Raw genomic sequence first — 19,292 nt, forward strand, 5'->3', positions numbered from 1 at the left:
AACTTTCGTACTAGTTAACTAGTCCGAGAGATTAAAGTCAACCCCTGTTTGCAGATTTTCTCTATCAGTCGGTATGATGATGCGCTTATTACTATCCTTAATCACTTAAGCTGCAGAACCACAGTCAATCTGCCTGTGACTTAAAGTATGACGGGTACCGGTTCATGTCCAGCAGGAGTCATCTTGAGCAACACCAATTACGCAGTGATTTACGACCTGCACAGCCATACCATCGCCTCTGACGGGCGTCTGACTCCAGAAGAACTTGTCCATCGCGCCCACCAGATGCGCGTCGGCACCCTGGCGATTACCGACCACGATACCGTGGCGGCAATTCCCGCGGCTCAGCGTGAAATTGAACGTGCCGGTTTACCGTTGGCACTGATTACCGGAGTGGAAATTTCCACGCTGTGGGAAAATCATGAAATTCATATTGTCGGGCTGAATATCGATATCGACCATCCGGCGATGACCGCGCTGCTCGATGAACAGAAAGCGAGTCGCCAGATGCGGGGTCAGCAGATCGCCGAGCGGCTGGAAAAAGCGCGGATCCCGGGCGCTTGGGAAGGGGCGCTGAAGCTGGCGGACGGCGGTGCGGTGACGCGCGGCCATTTTGCCCGTTTTCTGGTGGAGGCCGGCTATGCCAACAATATGGCTGACGTATTTAAGAAGTATCTGGCGCGCGGGAAAACCGGTTACGTTCCGCCTCAGTGGTGTACAATAAAACAAGCGATTGATGTCATTCATCATTCTGGCGGTAAAGCGGTCATTGCCCATCCCGGGCGCTACGATCTCTCCGCCAAGTGGTTAAAACGGCTGTTGGCCCATTTTAGCGAGCAGGGGGGCGATGCGATGGAGGTGGCGCAGTGTCAGCAGGCGCCTCACGAGCGCGCACAGCTTGCCGCTTACGCCGTGCAGTATGGCCTGGATGCCTCGCAGGGGTCTGATTTTCATCAGCCCTGCCCGTGGATCGAACTGGGCCGCAAACTTTGGCTACCCGCGGGCGTGGAAGGGATCTGGCGCAGTTGGGAAGTGGCCGTAGAACAAAATTGAGAGGGAAGTATGAGCCAGTTTTTTTATATCCATCCGGAAAATCCACAGGCGCGGTTAATTAACCAGGCGGTGGACATTGTGCGTAAAGGCGGGGTCATCGTCTATCCGACCGACTCCGGCTACGCGTTAGGCTGCAAAATTGAAGATAAAGGTGCGATGGAGCGGATTTGCCGGATCCGTAATCTGCCAAACGGCCACAACTTCACCCTGATGTGCCGCGATTTGTCCGAACTGTCGACCTATTCATTCGTTGATAACGTGGCCTTTCGTCTGATTAAAAACAATACCCCGGGTAACTACACGTTTATCCTCAAAGGCACCAAAGAAGTTCCGCGCCGTCTGCTGCAGGATAAGCGTAAGACCATCGGTATGCGCGTGCCGTCCAACCCGATTGCGCAAATGCTGCTGGAAACGTTGGGCGAGCCGATGCTCTCCACTTCGTTGATGCTGCCGGGAAGCGACTTTACCGAATCCGACCCGGAAGAGATCAAAGATCGTCTGGAGAAGCAGGTTGACCTGATTATTCACGGCGGCTATCTGGGCCAGCAGCCGACCACGGTTATCGACCTCACTGAAGATGCGCCGGTTGTGGTGCGTGAAGGCGTGGGGGACGTAACGCCGTTCCTGTAATGACGTCTGTTTCCATGGAAGGAATCGTCATGTAATGAATACCCGCTCGCCGCTTTTATTTGCCGCCGTTCAACGCGGCGCAATGCCGCGCGCCTTTTGATGGTTCATCCTCTGCAAAAGACCCTATTGTGCTACCTGGCTTCCATCAGCGCGCCATGCGCCCGGACGGAGGTGCGCGGTAAGTTGTGCTATGCTCGTAACGCAAAGAAGCATTCATCTTAAAGTTCGTGTACCATGTTCGCCCACGCGAGAAGGCGTGTCTCTGTTATGTCTGCTGTAGCAACATAGATAACGGCACGCGCTGATGCAAAAAAATTTTACAGAACAGGGTGTTAGGTTTCATTTTGCCTCGCGCCCTGTTTTTCGAAGTATACCAGACGCCTGGGAAGGCGACACCTTAAGGAAGCTCAATGAGCGAGAAATTACAAAAAGTGCTGGCCCGCGCTGGCCACGGCTCCCGCCGTGAAATCGAAGCCAAAATCGAAGCTGGCCGCGTCAGCGTTGATGGCAAAATCGCCACGCTTGGCGATCGCGTTGAAATTGTCCCGGGTTTAAAAATTCGCATCGACGGTCATCTGATTTCGGTGAAAGAGTCTGCGGAACAGATTTGTCGCGTGCTGGCTTACTACAAGCCGGAAGGCGAACTCTGTACCCGTAACGACCCGGAAGGGCGACCGACGGTGTTCGATCGTCTGCCAAAGCTGCGCGGCGCGCGCTGGATTGCCGTCGGTCGTCTTGACGTCAACACCTGCGGCCTGCTGCTGTTTACCACCGACGGTGAACTGGCGAACCGCCTGATGCACCCGAGCCGCGAAGTGGAACGTGAATACGCGGTGCGCGTATTTGGCCAGATAGATGATGACAAGCTGCGCCAGCTCTCTCGCGGCGTGCAGCTGGAAGACGGCCCGGCGGCGTTCAAAACCATCAAGTTTACCGGTGGCGAAGGGATTAACCAGTGGTACAACGTCACGCTGACCGAAGGCCGTAACCGCGAAGTTCGCCGCCTGTGGGAAGCCGTTGGCGTACAGGTCAGCCGCCTGATCCGCGTGCGCTACGGCGATATTCTGCTGCCGAAAGGCCTGCCGCGCGGCGGCTACACCGAGCTGGACCTGGCGCAAACCAACTACCTGCGCGAACTGGTTGAGCTTACGCCGGAAACCACCTCTAAGGTCGCCGTCGAAAAAGATCGCCGTCGCATGAAGGCGAATCAGATTCGCCGCGCGGTTAAGCGCCACAGCCAGGTGAGCAATAATAATAACAACCGTCGTTCCAGCAGCCGTAATAACGGTAACGGTTAATTATTCCAGTTCCGGCGGTCACCGCCGGAATTCCCCCTCCTGTGACTCCTTTCACACTTCTGCATAAAGACAAAAAACAGGAAATGCCCGGACAAATAACGCAAAGCGGTGCGCCAGGCGACGCCATATACTGAGGCCACTGATTACATTAACAGGTAGCCTAAAATGGAAACAGCAGGAAAACTTTCAGCAAGCTATGTGGTTATCGGCGTTAAAGAAAAAATAGGGTATGGTTTTGGCGATTTCGCATCTAATTTATCCTTCGGCTTCGTTTCTCTGTTTTTACTTTTTTTCTATACCAATATTTACGGCATTAGCGCCGTACAGGCGAGCCTGATCTTTGTTATTGCCCGCGTGGTTGATGCGGCCTTTAATATTCTGATTGGTTTTGCCATCGATAAAACCCACAGCCGCTACGGTAAGCTTCGACCCTGGTTGTTGTATGGTTCAATTCCGCTCGGCTTCTTAACGGTGCTCTGCTTTGTGCCTTTCGGCGGTGAGGCCAAATTCTACTTCGCACTGATTTCCTATACTATTTATTGCCTGGCCTATACGGCGGTAAATACGCCTTATTCGGCGCTGACCAACCGTTTAACCCAGCATGAAGCCTCCCGTTCATCGCTGTCGGTATACCGGTTTGTCCTGGCGATTGTTGGCTATCTGATTGTGTCCACCACCGCGGACAGGCTGATTTCCCCGTTTAGCGATAAACAGCTGGGGTACGTCTTCGCCGTCTCTTGCTTTGCGCTGCTGGCGACGTTTTTGTTTCTTGCCTGCTTCGGGATGACCAAAGAGCGCGTTGGTGAAGAAGAGGAAGAGACCCCGGCGCCAACGCTGCGGGAAATGTTGAAGGCGGTGGCAGGCAACGCGCCGCTAATTAACCTCTCTATGTTCACCGTCTTTTTTTATATTGCCTATACCGTGTGGATGGCGATCGCTATTTACTTTATCAAATATATAATTGGTAGCGAAGGTTTTACTTCCACCTTCTTTATGATTCAGTCGGCGGCTTATATTGTCGGTACCGTTATTTCGGAAAAAATCATTGCGTTGATAGGTAAAAAGAAAATGACGCTGGTGGCGCTGTCGATCGGCGTTGCGGGCGTACTGATGCAATATTTTATCGCTGGCGACAATATCTGGCTGATCATGACCGGCGTGTGTCTGTACAGTATTACGCTGGGGATGGGTTTTGTTTCAATGTGGTCAATGATTGCCGATACCGTGGAATATGCCGAGTGGCACCATGGGGTGCGCACCGAAGGCGCAATTTACGGTTTCTTTAATTTCATCACCAAAATAGCGATGGCCATCGGCGGCGGCTGCGCGGGCTGGATGCTGGACTATTACCACTATGACGCGGGCAACATTACTGCCAGCGCGATTAACGGCATTAACGTACTGATGACGCTATTTCCCGGCGCGATGTTTGCGCTCAGCGCACTGTTTGTCGCCTGCTATTCGCTGGATGAAAAAACCTATCGCGATATTGTGCAAAAAATCAGCCTGCGCAAACAGAACGCGCTTTAACCTCAGGGAGCCAGAGAGATGAATAACGATTTTAACACCACCCTCGCCGCGATGAGCGCGGAAGAAAAAGTGGCGCTGCTGACCGGCAGCGGCCTGTGGCGGACGGCCTCGCTGCCGCAGCACGGTATCGAAGATATCATTATGACCGACGGCACCTACGGCGTGCGCTACAGCAGCGCGCAGATTGATGGCCGGGAAAAGTGGAGCATGGATGATTTTATCTCGGTCATCACCCAAACCGCAGACCAGGCCAGCGCGGAAGAGCCCGCCGCGAAAGGGGGGAGTGAGGCGCTATTCAGCACTTCGCTACCGGCGACCTGCTTTCCTAATGGTTCCAGCCTGGCCTGCAGCTGGGACGTGGAGCTGGTGCATCAGATGGGGGAAGCGCTGGGGCGGGAGTGTCAGCAAATGGGCGTCGGGATTCTGCTCGGGCCGGGGATTAACATTCGCCGTACGCCGCTGGCCGGGCGAGGCTATGAATATTACGCCGAAGACCCGGTGGTCAGCGGCGATATTGCCGCTGCGCTGATCAACGGCCTGCAGCAGGAGGGGGTTGGTGCCAGCCTGAAACACTTTGCGGCGAACAACTCGGAGTACCGCCGCACGGAAATGGATTCGATTATTGAAGAACGGGCGCTGCGGGAAATCTATCTGGCGGGTTTCCAGCGCGCGATTGCGAAATCCCGGCCGTGGACGGTGATGTCTTCCTACAATCGTCTTAACGGCGTGCAAACCTCCCAGGATCCGTTTTTGCTCACTCAGGTTTTGCGCGATGAGTGGGGATATGAAGGGCTGGTGATGTCCGACTGGTACGGTATTAAAGATCGCCCCGCATCGCTGATGGCGGGTAACGATCTGGCGATGCCCGAAACCCGCCGCGATAAACAAACTCTGCTGGCGGCGATTGAAGCCGGAGAGGTGCCGATGGCGGTGGTGGACCGCGCCTGTCTCCGCATGCTGGAACTGCTCGACAAGGTCCAACGCCATCGCCGCCCGCAAACGCGAGCCGATTTTACGGCGCACCACGCGCTGGCGCAGCGGCTTGCCGGTGAATCCATTGTCTTGCTGAAAAATGAAGATAATCTGCTGCCGCTGCGTCCGGAGAGAACGCCGCGCGTCGCGGTGCTGGGTAAACCGGCTCAGGAGCCGGTGATCCAGGGGTCCGGATGCGCGACCACGGTGCCGTATCTGCTCGATCGGCCGCTGGATGAAATTTTTGACCTCGCCGGCGATGACTTCAGCGTCTCCTGGGCCGTGGGCGCGCCGGACGATCTGCGCTGCGATGAACAGGCGCTGGCGCAGGCCTGCCGCGTCGCGCAGGAGGCCGACGTGGCGGTGATCTTCGTCAGCACCGCCGTAGGTGAAGATGGCGAAAACGGCGATCGTCAGGATCTGCATATTCTGCCGGTACACGAACGGTTGATTCGCGAAGTGGCGACGGTCCAGCCGAATATCGTGGTGGTGCTGGCGAATAGCGATGCGGTGGTGATGCCGTGGCTCGGCGAGTGCAAAGCGCTGCTGGAAACGTTCTTTGCCGGGCAAGGGATGGGGCGCGCGGTGGCGGAAATCCTCTTCGGCCAGCGTAACCCCTGCGGCAAACTGACGGTAACGGTACCTAATTCCCTGGAGGAAACGCCGGCCTGGCTGCACTATCCGGGCGAAAACCTGCGTCATCATTACGGAGAAGGGCTTTTTGTCGGCTATCGCTATTATGATAAACGTCGCATGACGCCGCAGTTTCCGTTTGGCTTTGGCTTAAGCTATACCCGGTTTGCGTACGATAATATCGCGCTGTCAGCCCGCCGTGCAGGTGCAGGCGAGACGCTTACCGTGTCGTTCGACCTGACCAACTGCGGAGAGTATGCGGGTAAAGAGATCGTCCAGCTGTACGTTAGCGCGCCGAAGGGGGAGCTGATTCGCGAAGTGCAGTCATTAAAAGCGTTCAGCAAAGTGGCGCTGGCCGCCGGAGAGACCCGTCGCGTGAGCCTGCAGCTGCCCATTGGCGAGCTGGCCTGCTATCATCCGGGCCTGGGTGATTGGGTCGTGACGCCGGGTATCTGGCAGGTTCGCGTCGGCGCCTCATCCCGGGATCTGCCGTTGATCGCGGAGATTGAGGTAGATTGTCCGCAGCGGTATGTCCCGCTGCGCGATGATAACTCTCTACAACAGCTGATCCAGCAGCCGGAGGCCTTTGCCCGCGTAGTGAAGCTGATTGCCGATAAGAGCCAGATGCCGGCGGAGCAGGTGCGTGAAAAACTGATTCGCCTGGCGCCGGATCTGTTCTGCGGGCTGCTGATTGCGCTGACCGAATTCCTGGCGCTGGATATCGAACGCGACGAGCTTAACGCCGTGCTGGCCGGCGCTCATCATTGCCAATGACAGGAGAGTGCGCATGTTTCCTTTTTCAGTGACTCACCCTCGCTCGGTCACCCAGAGCGGACGACAAACGGCGAACAGCGGCTACGAGCTGATTGCCTTTGACGCGGAGAAGCTGAACGTGTTTGCCGCGGAGGTTCGCTACTGCGAGCCTCACTGGCATCCGGCTCCGGAGCTGATTACCGTGCTGGCGGGGCGATTTACCCTCGTCGTCGGCCAGCAAAGCCTGGAGCTGGCGCAGGGAGACATGCTGTATATCAATGCCGAAGAGGTCCATTCGCTGAGCGCCGAGGAGGCGGGCAGCCAGCTGCTCACCGTACAGTTTTCACCCGGCCTGTTTGATGAACTTCATCCCTCGCCGCAGCTGGACTGGAGTACCTGTGGACGACCTTACTCTCCGGCAGACAGCAAGGTACGCCAGCGGCTGGCGAAGCTACTGGAACAGCTGATCGATAACCACGCGCCATTTCAGCGTATCGCAGCGATTTATCTGCTGCTGGATGCGGTCGTCTCCGCCGGAAAGCCGACGCGGCGCGCCGAAAGCTCGCTGCGCGACGAGGCGATGATCAAAAAAGGCATTGATTTTATCAATCAACACTTTGATCAGCCGCTGACGCTGAGCGAGGTCGCCTGCCATAGCGGGATGAGCTACTCCTGGTTCTCGCGGCTGTTCAAAAAGGTGAGCCGGTATAATTTTAAAGAGTATCTGACGCTGGTGCGGCTAAATAAAGCCCGCACCCTGCTGCGCGATACCCGCACCCCGATCACGGAGATTAGCCACAGCTGCGGTTTTCAGGAACACAAGTATCTGATCGCCGCCTTTAATAAATACTGCGGCGTCACGCCAACCGAATACCGCAAGCGCTTCGTCTCGCGGCAAAATATGCGCGAAAGCGAACTGGCGCAGGGGGAGGATTGCCTGTGCCTGCCGCTGAATCATGCGCTGCTCGAGCGGCTGGCGGCTAGTAGTCGATCCCCATCTGCGCTTTGATTCCGGCGTCAAAGGCGTGCTTCACCGGGCGCAGCTCGCTGACGGTATCGGCCAGTTCGGTAATCTCACGGTGGCAGCCGCGGCCGGTAATAATCACCGTCTGGTGCGCCGGGCGGTTGCGCAGCGCGGTAAGCACCTCTTCCAGCGGCAGGTAATCATAAGCCACCATGTAGGTTAGCTCGTCCAGCAAAACGAGATCGAGGCTTTCATCAGCCAGCATGCGGCGCCCGTGCTCCCAGACCGCGAGGCAGGCGGCGGTGTCGCTTTCGCGATCCTGCGTATTCCAGGTAAAACCGGTCGCCATCACCTGAAACTCAACGCCGTGCGGCTCAAGCAGGTTGCGCTCGCCGTTTGGCCAGGTACCTTTAATAAACTGCACGACGGCGGCTTTTTTACCGTGCCCGACGGCGCGGGTGACGGTGCCAAAAGCGGCGGTGGTTTTGCCTTTACCGTTGCCGGTAAAGACGATCACGATGCCGCGCTCTTCCTGCGCGGCGGCGACGCGAGCGTCAACTTTATCTTTTACCCGCTGCTGGCGTTCGCGGTGGCGTTCATCACTCATTGTGCGATTCCTGGTTTGCGGCCCGGCTGGGCGTCAAAGGTCATTCCCGTTTTGCGACGACTGTCGTCGCCCATCAGCCACAGGTAAACCGGCATGATATCAGCGGGGGTTTTCAATTTTTGCGGATCTTCCGTCGGGAACGCATTGGCGCGCATTTTGGTGCGGGTGCCGCCTGGGTTAATGCAGTTGACCCGCAGATGACGGTTCTGATACTCCTCGGCCAGCACCTGCATCATGCCCTCGGTGGCGAATTTCGACGCGGCGTAAGCGCCCCAGTTCGCGCGTCCCTGGCGGCCGACGCTGGAAGAGGTAAAGACCAGCGAACCCGATTCGGATTTAAGTAATAAAGGAAGCAGCGCCTGGGTGAGCATAAAGGTGCCGTTCACGTTCACCTGAATCACCTGCTGCCATACTTCCGGCTTTTGTTGATCCATCGGGCACACGTCGCCCAACAGACCCGCGTTGTGCAGCACCCCGTCGAGGCGCGGGTAGTGGATGGCTATTTTCTGCGCCAGCTGCTGGCACTCCTGCGGCGTGCAGGTTAACAGGTCGAGAGTAAACCAGCGGGCGGGAATGCCGCCCGCCTGCTGAATTTCGTGCGCGACGCTGCGCAGCTTTTCTTCGTTGCGGCCGACCAGGATAACGCTGGCGCTATAGCGGGAATAGGTCAGGGCGGCTTCACGGCCAATGCCGTCGCTGGCGCCGGTAACCAGGATGATGCGGTCCTGTAACAAGTGACGTTGCGGTTGATAGTGCACGGCGACTCCTCGGGCGATCTGCTGACGATCGCGCTTGCTGTTCGGTATCTCACTTTTGCGCTTTATGCCTGAAAGCGCCCGCTATTGCAATCGGCGAAGCGGAAACTCTTCGCGGAATTAATATCTTGCAACGATTTCATCGTCGCTGAAAAAAACAGGAAGGCGCCTCGCGTGCGACACAAAGCACAAAGACTTCTCGCCGACGGCTGATGTACACTGTGCGCCAACGTCAGCGGTTTACACAAGGTGAAAACGTGGAATTACTTGCTCAATATGGCCTGTTTTTGGCCAAAATCGCGACCATCGTTGTCGCAATTGCGGTTATCGTCGCCATTATTGTTAACCTGACTCAGCGCAAAAAACAGCGCGGCGAGCTGCGGGTCACCAATCTTAGCGAGCAATATAAGGAGATGAAGGAAGAGCTGGCGGTTTCGTTGCTCGATGGGCCGCAGCAGAAGCTGTGGCATAAAGCGCAAAAGAAAAAGCTCAAGCAGGAAGCAAAGGCGTCAAAGGCGCGGGCGAAGCTCGGCACACCAGAGCCGGACGTCAAGCCGCGCGTTTGGGTGCTGGATTTTAAAGGCAGTATGGATGCCCATGAAGTCAGCAGCCTGCGCGAAGAAATCACCGCCGTTCTGGCGGCGGCAAAAGCGCGCGACCAGGTCGTCATTCGCCTTGAAAGCCCAGGCGGCGTGGTTCACGGTTACGGCCTGGCGGCTTCGCAGCTGCAGCGCCTGCGCGACAAGCAGATCCCGCTAACGGTCGCGGTCGATAAAGTCGCGGCCAGCGGCGGCTATATGATGGCCTGCGTGGCGAACAGAATCGTCAGTGCACCCTTTGCTATCCTGGGCTCTATTGGCGTTGTGGCGCAAATTCCCAACATCAATCGCTTCCTGAAAAATAAAGATATCGACATTGAGCTACATACGGCCGGGCAGTACAAACGCACCCTGACGATGCTGGGTGAAAATACCGAAGAAGGGCGGCAGAAATTTCGCGAAGACCTCAACGATACTCATCGGCTGTTCAAAGATTTTGTCCACCAGATGCGCCCCAGGCTGGATATCGAGCAGGTAGCGACGGGTGAACACTGGTACGGCGTTCAGGCGCTGGAAAAAGGCCTTGTGGACGCGGTGGAAACCAGCGATGAACTTCTGCTGGGGCTGATGGATAAGCACGAGGTTATCAGCGTGCGCTATCAGCAGCGTAAGAAAATGCTCGAGCGGTTTACCGGCAGCGCGGCGGAAAGCGCCGATAAACTTCTGCTGCGCTGGTGGCAGCGCGGGCAAAAGCCGCTGATGTAAACAAACAACGCGAGGCTTCGGCCTCGCGTTGTTGTCATGGCCCTGCAGGCAGCGGTTAATCCGCCAGGTGGTACTTATCAGACAGCTCGTGTGCGAGGTATTTAAACATATTAAATACCGCCGTACTCTTCGCCGTTGGCAGACCCTGCTCGTCAAGATAGAACTCGCCGCTGAACACCAGCACGCCGTTACGCTGAACGACGTCGGTGGCCTCGATCCCGGCTAACGTATCTTCATGTTCGCGAATGAGTTTGTTGGCTTTTTCCAGAAGCGTCTGGCGATCGATGGGTTGGGTTGTACCTTGCATAAATGCCTCCTGTGTTTCTTCGCGGCTAGTCTACGCCGCGCGGCGGCGAGGGGCAAATTTTCCATTGATCTTGCAGGGGTAATCGCAGAAGCCTAATAAACATCAGTTTAGTGGCGGGATTTGCTTTTGCATGCTAATAAAGTTGCGTAACGAATTTTATCAGGTACAGTGTGACGCTTTCAGCGATCTGGCAACAGATTTGCTTGACATTCGGCCAAAAATTATTCGTGCTATGTCGCCTGGCGAGAAAACGCCAGCAAACTCAGCTATCTGGTTTTATGGATGCGAAACCGGTGCAAGGGGTTGATATCCATCGATAACGACGCAACATAGGTTGTGACGTGTCGCCAGTGGATGGTGAATCAATGTGCGATGTATTCCTGGATGAATCAAATTAGGTAAAGGTGAATATGGGTAAAGCTCTCGTTATCGTTGAGTCCCCGGCAAAAGCCAAAACGATCAATAAGTATCTGGGTAATGACTACGTGGTTAAGTCCAGCGTCGGTCATATCCGCGATTTGCCGACCAGTGGCTCAGCTTCCAAAAAGAGCGCCGACTCTACCTCCACCAAAGGGGCTAAAAAGCCTAAGAAGGATGAACGCGGCGCTCTGGTCAACCGTATGGGCGTGGACCCGTGGCATGACTGGAATGCGCACTATGAAATACTCCCGGGTAAAGAAAAGGTCGTTTCTGAACTCAAACAGTTGGCGGAAAAAGCTGACCACATCTATCTCGCAACCGACCTTGACCGCGAAGGGGAAGCCATCGCATGGCACCTGCGGGAAGTTATCGGCGGTGATGAACAGCGCTATAGCCGCGTGGTGTTCAACGAGATCACGAAGAATGCGATTCGTCAGGCTTTCGAAAAGCCGGGCGAACTGAATATTGACCGTGTCAACGCTCAGCAGGCGCGCCGTTTTATGGATCGCGTGGTGGGCTACATGGTCTCTCCACTGCTGTGGAAAAAAATTGCCCGCGGTCTGTCAGCAGGCCGCGTCCAGTCGGTTGCGGTGCGTCTGGTGGTCGAGCGCGAGCGCGAAATTAAAGCGTTCGTTCCGGAAGAGTACTGGGAAGTTGACGCCAGCACCACGACCCCTGGCGGCGATGCGTTACCGCTGCAGGTCACGCATAACGGCGATAAGCCGTTCCGTCCGGTAAACCGTGATGAAACCATGGCGGCGGTCGCGCTGCTTGAGAAAGCCAGCTACAGCGTGCTGGAGCGTGAAGATAAGCCGACCAGCAGCAAGCCGGGCGCGCCGTTTATCACCTCCACGCTGCAGCAGGCCGCCAGCACGCGTCTTGGCTTCGGCGTGAAGAAAACCATGATGATGGCGCAGCGTCTCTACGAAGCGGGCCACATTACCTATATGCGTACCGACTCGACGAACCTGAGCCAGGACGCGCTGAGCATGGTGCGCGGCTACATTGGCGACAACTTCGGTAAGAAATATCTGCCAGAGAGCGCGAATCAGTACGCCAGCAAAGAAAACTCGCAGGAAGCGCACGAGGCGATTCGTCCATCCGACGTCAACGTGCTGGCCGAAACGTTAAAAGATATGGAATCTGATGCGCAGAAACTGTATCAGCTGATCTGGCGCCAGTTTGTCGCCTGTCAGATGACGCCTGCGCAGTACGACTCCACCACGCTGACGGTGAAAGCCGGCGATTTCAAACTGAAAGCCCGCGGCCGTACGCTGCGCTTTGACGGCTGGACCAAAGTAATGCCAGCCCTGCGTAAAGGCGATGAAGACCGTACTTTACCGATGGTCAATAAGGGCGACAGCCTGAGCCTGGTCGAGCTGACCCCTGCGCAGCACTTTACCAAGCCGCCGGCGCGTTTTAGCGAAGCTTCGCTGGTTAAAGAGCTGGAAAAACGCGGCATCGGCCGTCCGTCCACCTATGCGTCGATCATTTCGACCATTCAGGATCGCGGCTACGTGCGGGTGGAAAACCGCCGCTTCTATGCGGAAAAGATGGGCGAAATCGTCACCGATCGTCTGGAAGAGAACTTCCGCGATCTGATGAACTATGATTTCACCGCGCAGATGGAAGATCGCCTCGACCAGGTGGCTAACCATCAGGCCGAGTGGAAGCAGGTCCTCGACAGCTTCTTCGGAGACTTTACCTCGCAGCTGCAGACGGCAGAGAAAGATCCGGAAGAGGGCGGCATGCAGCCGAACCCAATGGTGCTGACCACCATCGACTGCCCAACCTGCGGGCGCAAGATGGGGATCCGAACCGCCAGCACCGGCGTATTCCTCGGCTGCTCGGGCTACGCGCTGTCGCCAAAAGAGCGCTGTAAAACTACCATTAACCTGGTGCCGGAAAACGAAGTGCTCAACGTGCTGGAAGGCGATGACGCTGAAACCAACGCGCTGCGCGCTAAACGCCGCTGTAAAAAATGCGGCACGGCGATGGACAGCTACCTCATCGATCCGAAGCGCAAGCTGCACGTCTGCGGTAATAACCCGACCTGCGATGGCTACGAGATCGAAGAGGGCGAGTTCCGCATCAAGGGCTATGACGGCCCGATCGTTGAGTGTGAAAAATGTGGCTCCGAAATGCACCTGAAGATGGGGCGTTTTGGTAAGTATATGGCCTGCACCAACGACGAGTGTAAAAACACCCGTAAGATCCTGCGTAACGGGGAGGTGGCGCCGCCGAAAGAAGATCCGGTACCGCTGCCGGAGCTGCCGTGCGAGAAATCGGACGCTTACTTTGTTCTGCGCGATGGCGCGGCGGGCGTCTTCCTGGCCGCCAACACCTTCCCGAAATCGCGCGAAACCCGCGCGCCGCTCGTGGAAGAACTGTACCGCTTCCGCGACCGCCTGGCGGAGAAGCTGCGCTATCTGGCCGATGCGCCGCAGCAGGATCCGGAAGGCAACAAAACGATGGTGCGTTTTAGCCGTAAAACCAAGCAGCAGTACGTTGCCTCAGAGAAAGATGGCAAAGCCACCGGCTGGTCAGCTTTCTATATAGATGGCAAATGGACTGAAGCAAAGAAGTAACTGCTATCATCTGATAAAAGGGCCGCGCTGCGGCCCTTTTTTGACATCACATGTTGTTGATATCCAAGATATTACTCTGTTCCTCCTCTCTCCTTATAACCGCCTTATTATTTTTTGTTAGTATCTATACACTGTAGATATAAATGATATAGTGGTTATAGCTAATCCCTTTTTTATTATCTTATCGTCTTATACATCACCGTCATCAGGATACGTTGTGGCGCCAACGCGGCGAGTCGCAGGGAGGTTCGGGCTAGCCCGTCCACCGCCAAGTGACCTGAGCGTAAAATGTATTAAGCGGGTTTATTTTACGTGCTATCGGATATCAGCCATGAAACTACAGCAGCTCCGCTATATCGTTGAGGTTGTTAACCATAATCTGAACGTCTCCTCCACGGCCGAAGGCCTGTACACCTCACAGCCGGGCATCAGCAAGCAGGTTCGCATGCTGGAGGATGAGCTGGGAATTCAGATTTTCGCCCGCAGCGGCAAACATTTGACCCAGGTCACGCCCGCAGGCCAGGAGATCATACGCATCGCTCGCGAGGTCCTGTCGAAGGTCGATGCGATCAAATCGGTAGCGGGTGAGCATACCTGGCCTGATAAGGGGTCGCTGTACGTAGCAACTACCCACACCCAGGCCCGCTACGCGCTACCGGGCGTTATCAAAGGCTTTATCGAACGCTATCCCCGCGTCTCCTTGCACATGCATCAGGGGTCGCCAACGCAAATCGCCGAGGCGGTGTCGAAAGGCAATGCTGACTTCGCTATCGCGACCGAAGCGCTTCATCTTTATGATGATTTGGTGATGCTGCCGTGCTACCACTGGAACCGCTCCGTGGTCGTCACGCCAGAGCATCCGCTGGCGTCGCGAGAGTCGGTATCGATTGAGGAGCTGGCGCAGTATCCGCTGGTGACTTATACCTTCGGCTTCACCGGCCGCTCCGAGCTGGATACCGCCTTTAATCGCGCCGGCTTAACGCCGCGCATCGTTTTCACCGCCACTGACGCCGATGTGATTAAAACCTACGTGCGTCTGGGCCTTGGGGTAGGGGTAATTGCCAGTATGGCGGTGGATCCGGTTTCCGACCCGGACCTGGTGAAGCTGGACGCCAATGGTATTTTCAGCCACAGCACCACGAAAATAGGTTTCCGTCGCAGTACCTTCTTGCGAAGCTATATGTATGATTTTATTCAGCGATTTGCGCCGCATCTGACCCGGGATGTGGTCGATACCGCCGTTGCTTTGCGCTCAAATGAAGATATTGAAGCGATGTTCAAAGATATTAAATTACCGGAAAAATAACCACAGAAAAAATAATGGCATCCTCTCGGGGATGCCAAAGCCTATAGTGGCCTGAAATGGAATATCTAAACCTCGTCTGAATCACAATTTTTGTTAACTCCTCGTACCACATTTGCAAATATACCTGCCGCGATCAAATTAATGATGAAAGATATCTGCTGAAAAGCGAATTCACTGGATTAATAGTCAATCCATAATTAAGATTTATCTGTGGTTAGTAATTCTTAGCGATTGGTGGTGAAAAAATGATTAGTGATATCGATTATATGAAGTTTGCGATGTCACAGGAACGTGACAAGACTGAGATAGATCCAGTTTTGAGAAGTAAGGCCTGGAGCGCCGTTATCCTTGGGCTTGCGATGTTCTGGAGCGTCATTGCTCTGGTTGTCTGCAACGTTTGGTTACTAAGCTAGAGCACCTTCCAGTCACAGCGGTTATGTCAGTTTTATGACAAGTGAATTATTGAGAATTATTTCTATCTGATAAAATAGCGGTAATAAGGAGGATATAATTTTTCCCTTTTTAGACTCGCTCGATAAATTTTCTCTATTGGACTAATCGCCAGAATAATGGCGATTAGTCTTTCTTTGTACTCGTGTACTAATACGTCGCGCTCGCCGACGCAAACCTGACTTCTTCAATCCTTCTCAATATATCCGCCCTCATTATTCAAATTTCCTGTCTTAATGCGTTACGCCTATTTTAGCAATTTGGGTTGTTATCAAAATGTTACATCAAAGATGTGTTATCTTTAATAATGACCCTGAGGAGGATCAGGGGATGCTATCCCTAAGGTAAAGGAGGAGCTATGTCGTCAACCCTACGAGCAGCCAGTAAGGATACGCTCCAGGTTAAAGATAAAACCTGGCATTACTACAGCTTACCGCTGGCCGCTAAACAACTGGGCGATCTCTCGCGCTTGCCCAAATCGCTCAAAGTGCTACTGGAAAACCTGCTGCGCTGGCAGGACGGCGATTCCGTGACCGCCGAAGATATTCATGCCCTGGCCGGATGGCTGAAGCATGCCCATGCCGACAGGGAGATTGCCTACCGTCCGGCGCGCGTCCTGATGCAGGACTTTACCGGCGTTCCTGCCGTGGTGGACCTGGCGGCGATGCGCGAAGCGGTCAAACGCCTGGGCGGCGATACCGCCAAAGTGAACCCGCTTTCGCCCGTCGACCTGGTGATTGACCACTCGGTCACCGTAGATCGTTTTGGTGACGATGATGCTTTTGAAGAGAACGTCCGGCTTGAGATGGAGCGCAACCATGAGCGCTACGTCTTTTTGCGCTGGGGGCAGCAGGCATTCAGCCGCTTCAGCGTAGTACCGCCGGGTACCGGTATTTGCCACCAGGTAAACCTCGAATACCTTGGCCGGGCGGTGTGGAGCGAACAGCAAAACGGCGAGTGGGTGGCTTTCCCCGACACCCTGGTCGGCACCGATTCCCATACCACGATGATTAACGGTTTAGGCGTTCTGGGCTGGGGCGTCGGCGGTATCGAAGCGGAAGCCGCCATGCTCGGTCAGCCGGTTTCCATGCTGATCCCGGACGTTGTTGGCTTCAAGCTGAGCGGCAAGCTGCGTGAAGGCATTACCGCGACGGACCTGGTCCTGACGGTCACCCAAATGCTGCGTAAACACGGCGTTGTGGGTAAGTTTGTTGAATTCTACGGCGATGGCCTCGATTCTCTGCCGCTGGCGGACCGCGCGACGATTGCCAATATGTCCCCGGAGTATGGCGCGACCTGCGGCTTTTTCCCGATCGATGCGGTAACGCTTGACTATATGCGCCTGACCGGCCGCAGCGAAGAGCAGGTGGCGCTGGTAGAAGCCTATGCGAAAGCGCAGGGCATGTGGCGTCAGCCCGGAGATGAACCGGTATTCACCAGCACGCTGGCGCTGGATATGGGAACCGTTGAAGCCAGCCTGGCCGGGCCGAAACGTCCGCAGGACCGCGTAGCGCTCGGCGATGTGCCCCAGGCCTTTGCCGCCAGCACCGAGCTGGAAGTTAATCACGCGCAGAAAGATAAACGGCCAATCGACTACACGCTGAACGGACAGCAGTATTCGCTGCCTGACGGCGCGGTGGTGATTGCCGCCATTACCTCCTGTACTAACACGTCGAACCCCAGCGTCCTGATGGCCGCCGGCTTGCTGGCCAAAAAAGCCGTTGAGCGGGGGCTGAAGCCGCAGCCGTGGGTTAAAGCGTCGCTGGCTCCCGGGTCGAAGGTCGTTTCCGACTATCTGGCCCACGCAAAGCTGACGCCGTATCTTGATGAACTGGGCTTCAATCTGGTCGGCTATGGCTGTACCACCTGTATCGGTAACTCCGGACCGCTGCCGGACCCGATCGAGCGCGCAATCAAGCAGGGCGATCTGACCGTCGGGGCTGTGCTCTCCGGGAACCGCAACTTTGAAGGACGTATTCATCCGCTGGTCAAAACCAACTGGCTGGCGTCGCCGCCGCTGGTGGTCGCCTACGCCCTGGCGGGGAATATGAATCTCGATCTGACCCGTGAGCCGTTAGGGACGGGTAAAGATGGTCAGCCGGTGTATCTGAAGGATATCTGGCCGAGCGGAATCGAAGTCGCGCAGGCGGTTGAGCAAGTCTCAACGGAGATGTTCCGTAAAGAGTACGCCGAAGTGTTTGAAGGGACAGCCGAGTGGAAGGCGATTAAAGTGGATCGCTCTGATACCTACGACTGGCAGGATGATTCCACCTACATTCGCCTGTCGCCGTTCTTTGATGAGATGGGCGTTGAGCCTAAACCGGTAGAGGATATTCACGGCGCGCGCATTCTGGCCATGTTGGGCGACTCGGTTACCACCGACCATATCTCCCCGGCTGGCAGCATTAAAGCCGACAGCCCCGCGGGCCGTTATCTGCAAAATCACGGCGTCGAACGCATTGATTTTAACTCCTACGGCTCCCGTCGCGGCAACCATGAGGTGATGATGCGCGGGACGTTTGCCAATATTCGTATTCGTAACGAAATGGTCCCCGGCGTGGAAGGGGGGATGACCCGTCATCTTCCGGATAGTCAACCTATCGCTATTTACGATGCCGCTATGCTCTACAAAGCGGAGGGCACGCCGCTGGCGGTGATCGCAGGCAAAGAGTACGGTTCCGGCTCCAGCCGCGACTGGGCGGCTAAAGGACCGCGTTTGCTCGGCGTCAGGGTGGTGATTGCCGAGTCTTTCGAGCGTATCCACCGCTCCAACCTGATTGGAATGGGGATCTTACCGCTGGAATTCCCGCAGGGGGTGACGCGTAAAACGCTGGGACTGAGCGGCGAGGAGCGGATAGATATCAGCAACCTGCAGGCTCTGCAGCCCGGTATGACGGTGCCGGTCACGCTGACGCGCGCGGATGGTCGGCAGGAAGTGATTGAGTGCCGCTGCCGCATCGATACCGCGACTGAGCTGACCTACTATCAGAACGACGGTATTTTGCACTATGTGATCCGCAATATGCTGTAAACCCGCGTCTGATATAAAAAGGGCCAGCACAGGCTGGCCCTTCATTTTTCAACGGAATTACTTGCTCAGCAGGTGCCCCATTTTGGCAGCCTTAGTATCCAGATAGTGGGCATTTTTCGGGTTGCGTCCCACAATCAGCGGCACGCGTTCCACAATGTTAATTCCCGCTTCAGTCAGAATTTCGACCTTCTTCGGGTTGTTGGTCAACAGGCGTACCTGGTCGACGTTGAGCAGCTTAAACATATCTGCGCACAGCGTGAAGTCGCGTTCATCGGCGGCAAAACCCAGCTGATGGTTGGCTTCCACGGTGTCATAGCCTTGATCCTGTAACGCGTAGGCGCGGATTTTGTTCAGCAGACCGATATTGCGCCCTTCCTGGCGGTGATACAGCAGAATGCCGCGCCCCTCTTCGGCAATATGCGACAACGCCGCTTCCAGTTGAAATCCGCAATCACAGCGCAGGCTAAAAAGGGCGTCGCCCGTTAAACACTCAGAGTGTACGCGAGCCAGAACCGGGGATTGCCCCGAAATATCGCCAAATACCAGCGCGACGTGATCCTGCCCGGTTGCCAGTTCTTCAAAACCCACCATGAGAAAATCGCCCCATGGGGTTGGCAGTTTGGCTTCTGCCACACGTTTAAGCTGCATGTGATTCTCCAGATTCTATCAGCACCTGACTGTGCTTCTGTTT

The 19,292-nt window shown here is 55.7% G+C and carries 15 protein-coding genes; 11 read left to right on the forward strand and 4 right to left on the reverse strand.

The features are described from left to right. The first annotated feature begins 183 nt into the window (after nucleotides 1-183). The 6 genes from rnm to ACESQ2_RS06695 all read left to right on the forward strand — a co-directional run bounded on the left by rnm (nucleotide 184) and on the right by ACESQ2_RS06695 (nucleotide 7,878). Nucleotides 184-1,053: an RNase AM gene (rnm, locus tag ACESQ2_RS06670; protein WP_049070229.1), complete on the forward strand. Its 870-nt coding sequence runs from the start codon at nucleotides 184-186 to the stop codon at nucleotides 1,051-1,053. 9 nt (nucleotides 1,054-1,062) lie between these two features. Next, nucleotides 1,063-1,683 (forward strand): L-threonylcarbamoyladenylate synthase, encoded by a 621-nt coding sequence (locus ACESQ2_RS06675; protein WP_004850139.1) that lies wholly within the window; start codon nucleotides 1,063-1,065, stop codon nucleotides 1,681-1,683. 410 nt (nucleotides 1,684-2,093) lie between these two features. Then, on the forward strand, nucleotides 2,094-2,981 hold the full coding sequence (gene rluB, locus ACESQ2_RS06680) for a 23S rRNA pseudouridine(2605) synthase RluB (RefSeq protein WP_004121268.1): 888 nt from the start codon (nucleotides 2,094-2,096) through the stop codon (nucleotides 2,979-2,981). Between the two features lie 165 nt (nucleotides 2,982-3,146). Beyond that, complete coding sequence (locus ACESQ2_RS06685) at nucleotides 3,147-4,511, forward strand: MFS transporter (protein ID WP_032720005.1); 1,365 nt, start codon at nucleotides 3,147-3,149, stop codon at nucleotides 4,509-4,511. An 18-nt stretch (nucleotides 4,512-4,529) separates the two neighbouring features. Next, nucleotides 4,530-6,890 carry a beta-glucosidase gene (locus ACESQ2_RS06690; protein WP_025106984.1) on the forward strand — a complete coding sequence of 787 codons (2,361 nt, stop codon included), beginning with the start codon at nucleotides 4,530-4,532 and terminating at the stop codon, nucleotides 6,888-6,890. Nucleotides 6,891-6,903: 13 nt separating this feature from the next. Continuing rightward, nucleotides 6,904-7,878, forward strand: a complete 975-nt coding sequence (locus tag ACESQ2_RS06695) for an AraC family transcriptional regulator (RefSeq protein ID WP_049070226.1) — start codon at nucleotides 6,904-6,906, stop codon at nucleotides 7,876-7,878. Here ACESQ2_RS06695 and cobO read toward each other — a convergent pair. Together cobO and ACESQ2_RS06705 are read right to left on the reverse strand one after the other, a co-directional pair. Next, nucleotides 7,850-8,440 (reverse strand): cob(I)yrinic acid a,c-diamide adenosyltransferase, encoded by a 591-nt coding sequence (gene cobO, locus ACESQ2_RS06700; RefSeq protein ID WP_004850148.1) that lies wholly within the window; start codon nucleotides 8,438-8,440, stop codon nucleotides 7,850-7,852. The two genes, ACESQ2_RS06695 and cobO, sit on opposite strands and share 29 nt — an antisense overlap. Next, on the reverse strand, nucleotides 8,437-9,198 hold the full coding sequence (locus ACESQ2_RS06705; RefSeq protein ID WP_286114257.1) for a YciK family oxidoreductase: 762 nt from the start codon (nucleotides 9,196-9,198) through the stop codon (nucleotides 8,437-8,439). Before ACESQ2_RS06705 ends, cobO begins: the two co-directional genes overlap by 4 nt. Before the next feature lie 254 nt (nucleotides 9,199-9,452). Between ACESQ2_RS06705 and sohB the strand changes: the two genes are divergently transcribed. Beyond that, the gene (gene sohB / locus ACESQ2_RS06710) at nucleotides 9,453-10,499 is read left to right on the forward strand and encodes a protease SohB (RefSeq protein ID WP_373170247.1); all 1,047 of its coding nucleotides are present in this window, start codon (nucleotides 9,453-9,455) and stop codon (nucleotides 10,497-10,499) included. 55 nt (nucleotides 10,500-10,554) lie between these two features. Here sohB and ACESQ2_RS06715 read toward each other — a convergent pair whose 3' ends face one another. Beyond that, entirely contained in the window at nucleotides 10,555-10,806 is a 252-nt protein-coding gene (locus ACESQ2_RS06715; RefSeq protein WP_004101388.1) for a YciN family protein, read from the reverse strand. Between the two features lie 410 nt (nucleotides 10,807-11,216). Here ACESQ2_RS06715 and topA point away from each other — a divergent pair, with 410 nt between their 5' ends. The 4 genes from topA (at nucleotide 11,217) to acnA (ending at nucleotide 18,601) form a co-directional block, all read left to right on the forward strand. After that, nucleotides 11,217-13,814 (forward strand): type I DNA topoisomerase, encoded by a 2,598-nt coding sequence (gene topA / locus ACESQ2_RS06720; RefSeq protein ID WP_014229012.1) that lies wholly within the window; start codon nucleotides 11,217-11,219, stop codon nucleotides 13,812-13,814. Between the two features lie 331 nt (nucleotides 13,815-14,145). Further along, on the forward strand, nucleotides 14,146-15,120 hold the full coding sequence (cysB, locus tag ACESQ2_RS06725; RefSeq protein WP_004121248.1) for an HTH-type transcriptional regulator CysB: 975 nt from the start codon (nucleotides 14,146-14,148) through the stop codon (nucleotides 15,118-15,120). 245 nt (nucleotides 15,121-15,365) lie between these two features. Further along, entirely contained in the window at nucleotides 15,366-15,533 is a 168-nt protein-coding gene (locus tag ACESQ2_RS06730; protein ID WP_004121247.1) for a YmiA family putative membrane protein, read from the forward strand. Nucleotides 15,534-15,928: 395 nt separating this feature from the next. Continuing rightward, on the forward strand, nucleotides 15,929-18,601 hold the full coding sequence (gene acnA / locus ACESQ2_RS06735; RefSeq protein ID WP_025106987.1) for an aconitate hydratase AcnA: 2,673 nt from the start codon (nucleotides 15,929-15,931) through the stop codon (nucleotides 18,599-18,601). Between the two features lie 57 nt (nucleotides 18,602-18,658). Here acnA and ribA read toward each other — a convergent pair whose 3' ends face one another. Beyond that, nucleotides 18,659-19,249 (reverse strand): GTP cyclohydrolase II, encoded by a 591-nt coding sequence (ribA, locus tag ACESQ2_RS06740; protein WP_004121245.1) that lies wholly within the window; start codon nucleotides 19,247-19,249, stop codon nucleotides 18,659-18,661. Nucleotides 19,250-19,292: the final 43 nt, after the last annotated feature.

Source organism: Klebsiella sp. Q11 (assembly GCF_964241505.1).
Lineage (GTDB): Bacteria > Pseudomonadota > Gammaproteobacteria > Enterobacterales > Enterobacteriaceae > Klebsiella > Klebsiella michiganensis.

Coding starts and splice junctions, on each gene's coding strand:
- ACESQ2_RS06690 (WP_025106984.1), top strand. CDS start 4,530: ATGAATAACGATTTTAACACCACCCTCGCCGCGATGAGCGCGGAAGAA.
- acnA (WP_025106987.1), top strand. CDS start 15,929: ATGTCGTCAACCCTACGAGCAGCCAGTAAGGATACGCTCCAGGTTAAA.
- ACESQ2_RS06695 (WP_049070226.1), top strand. CDS start 6,904: ATGTTTCCTTTTTCAGTGACTCACCCTCGCTCGGTCACCCAGAGCGGA.
- ACESQ2_RS06675 (WP_004850139.1), top strand. CDS start 1,063: ATGAGCCAGTTTTTTTATATCCATCCGGAAAATCCACAGGCGCGGTTA.
- ribA (WP_004121245.1), bottom strand. CDS start 19,249: ATGCAGCTTAAACGTGTGGCAGAAGCCAAACTGCCAACCCCATGGGGC.
- topA (WP_014229012.1), top strand. CDS start 11,217: ATGGGTAAAGCTCTCGTTATCGTTGAGTCCCCGGCAAAAGCCAAAACG.
- cysB (WP_004121248.1), top strand. CDS start 14,146: ATGAAACTACAGCAGCTCCGCTATATCGTTGAGGTTGTTAACCATAAT.
- ACESQ2_RS06685 (WP_032720005.1), top strand. CDS start 3,147: ATGGAAACAGCAGGAAAACTTTCAGCAAGCTATGTGGTTATCGGCGTT.
- rluB (WP_004121268.1), top strand. CDS start 2,094: ATGAGCGAGAAATTACAAAAAGTGCTGGCCCGCGCTGGCCACGGCTCC.
- ACESQ2_RS06715 (WP_004101388.1), bottom strand. CDS start 10,806: ATGCAAGGTACAACCCAACCCATCGATCGCCAGACGCTTCTGGAAAAA.
- cobO (WP_004850148.1), bottom strand. CDS start 8,440: ATGAGTGATGAACGCCACCGCGAACGCCAGCAGCGGGTAAAAGATAAA.
- ACESQ2_RS06730 (WP_004121247.1), top strand. CDS start 15,366: ATGATTAGTGATATCGATTATATGAAGTTTGCGATGTCACAGGAACGT.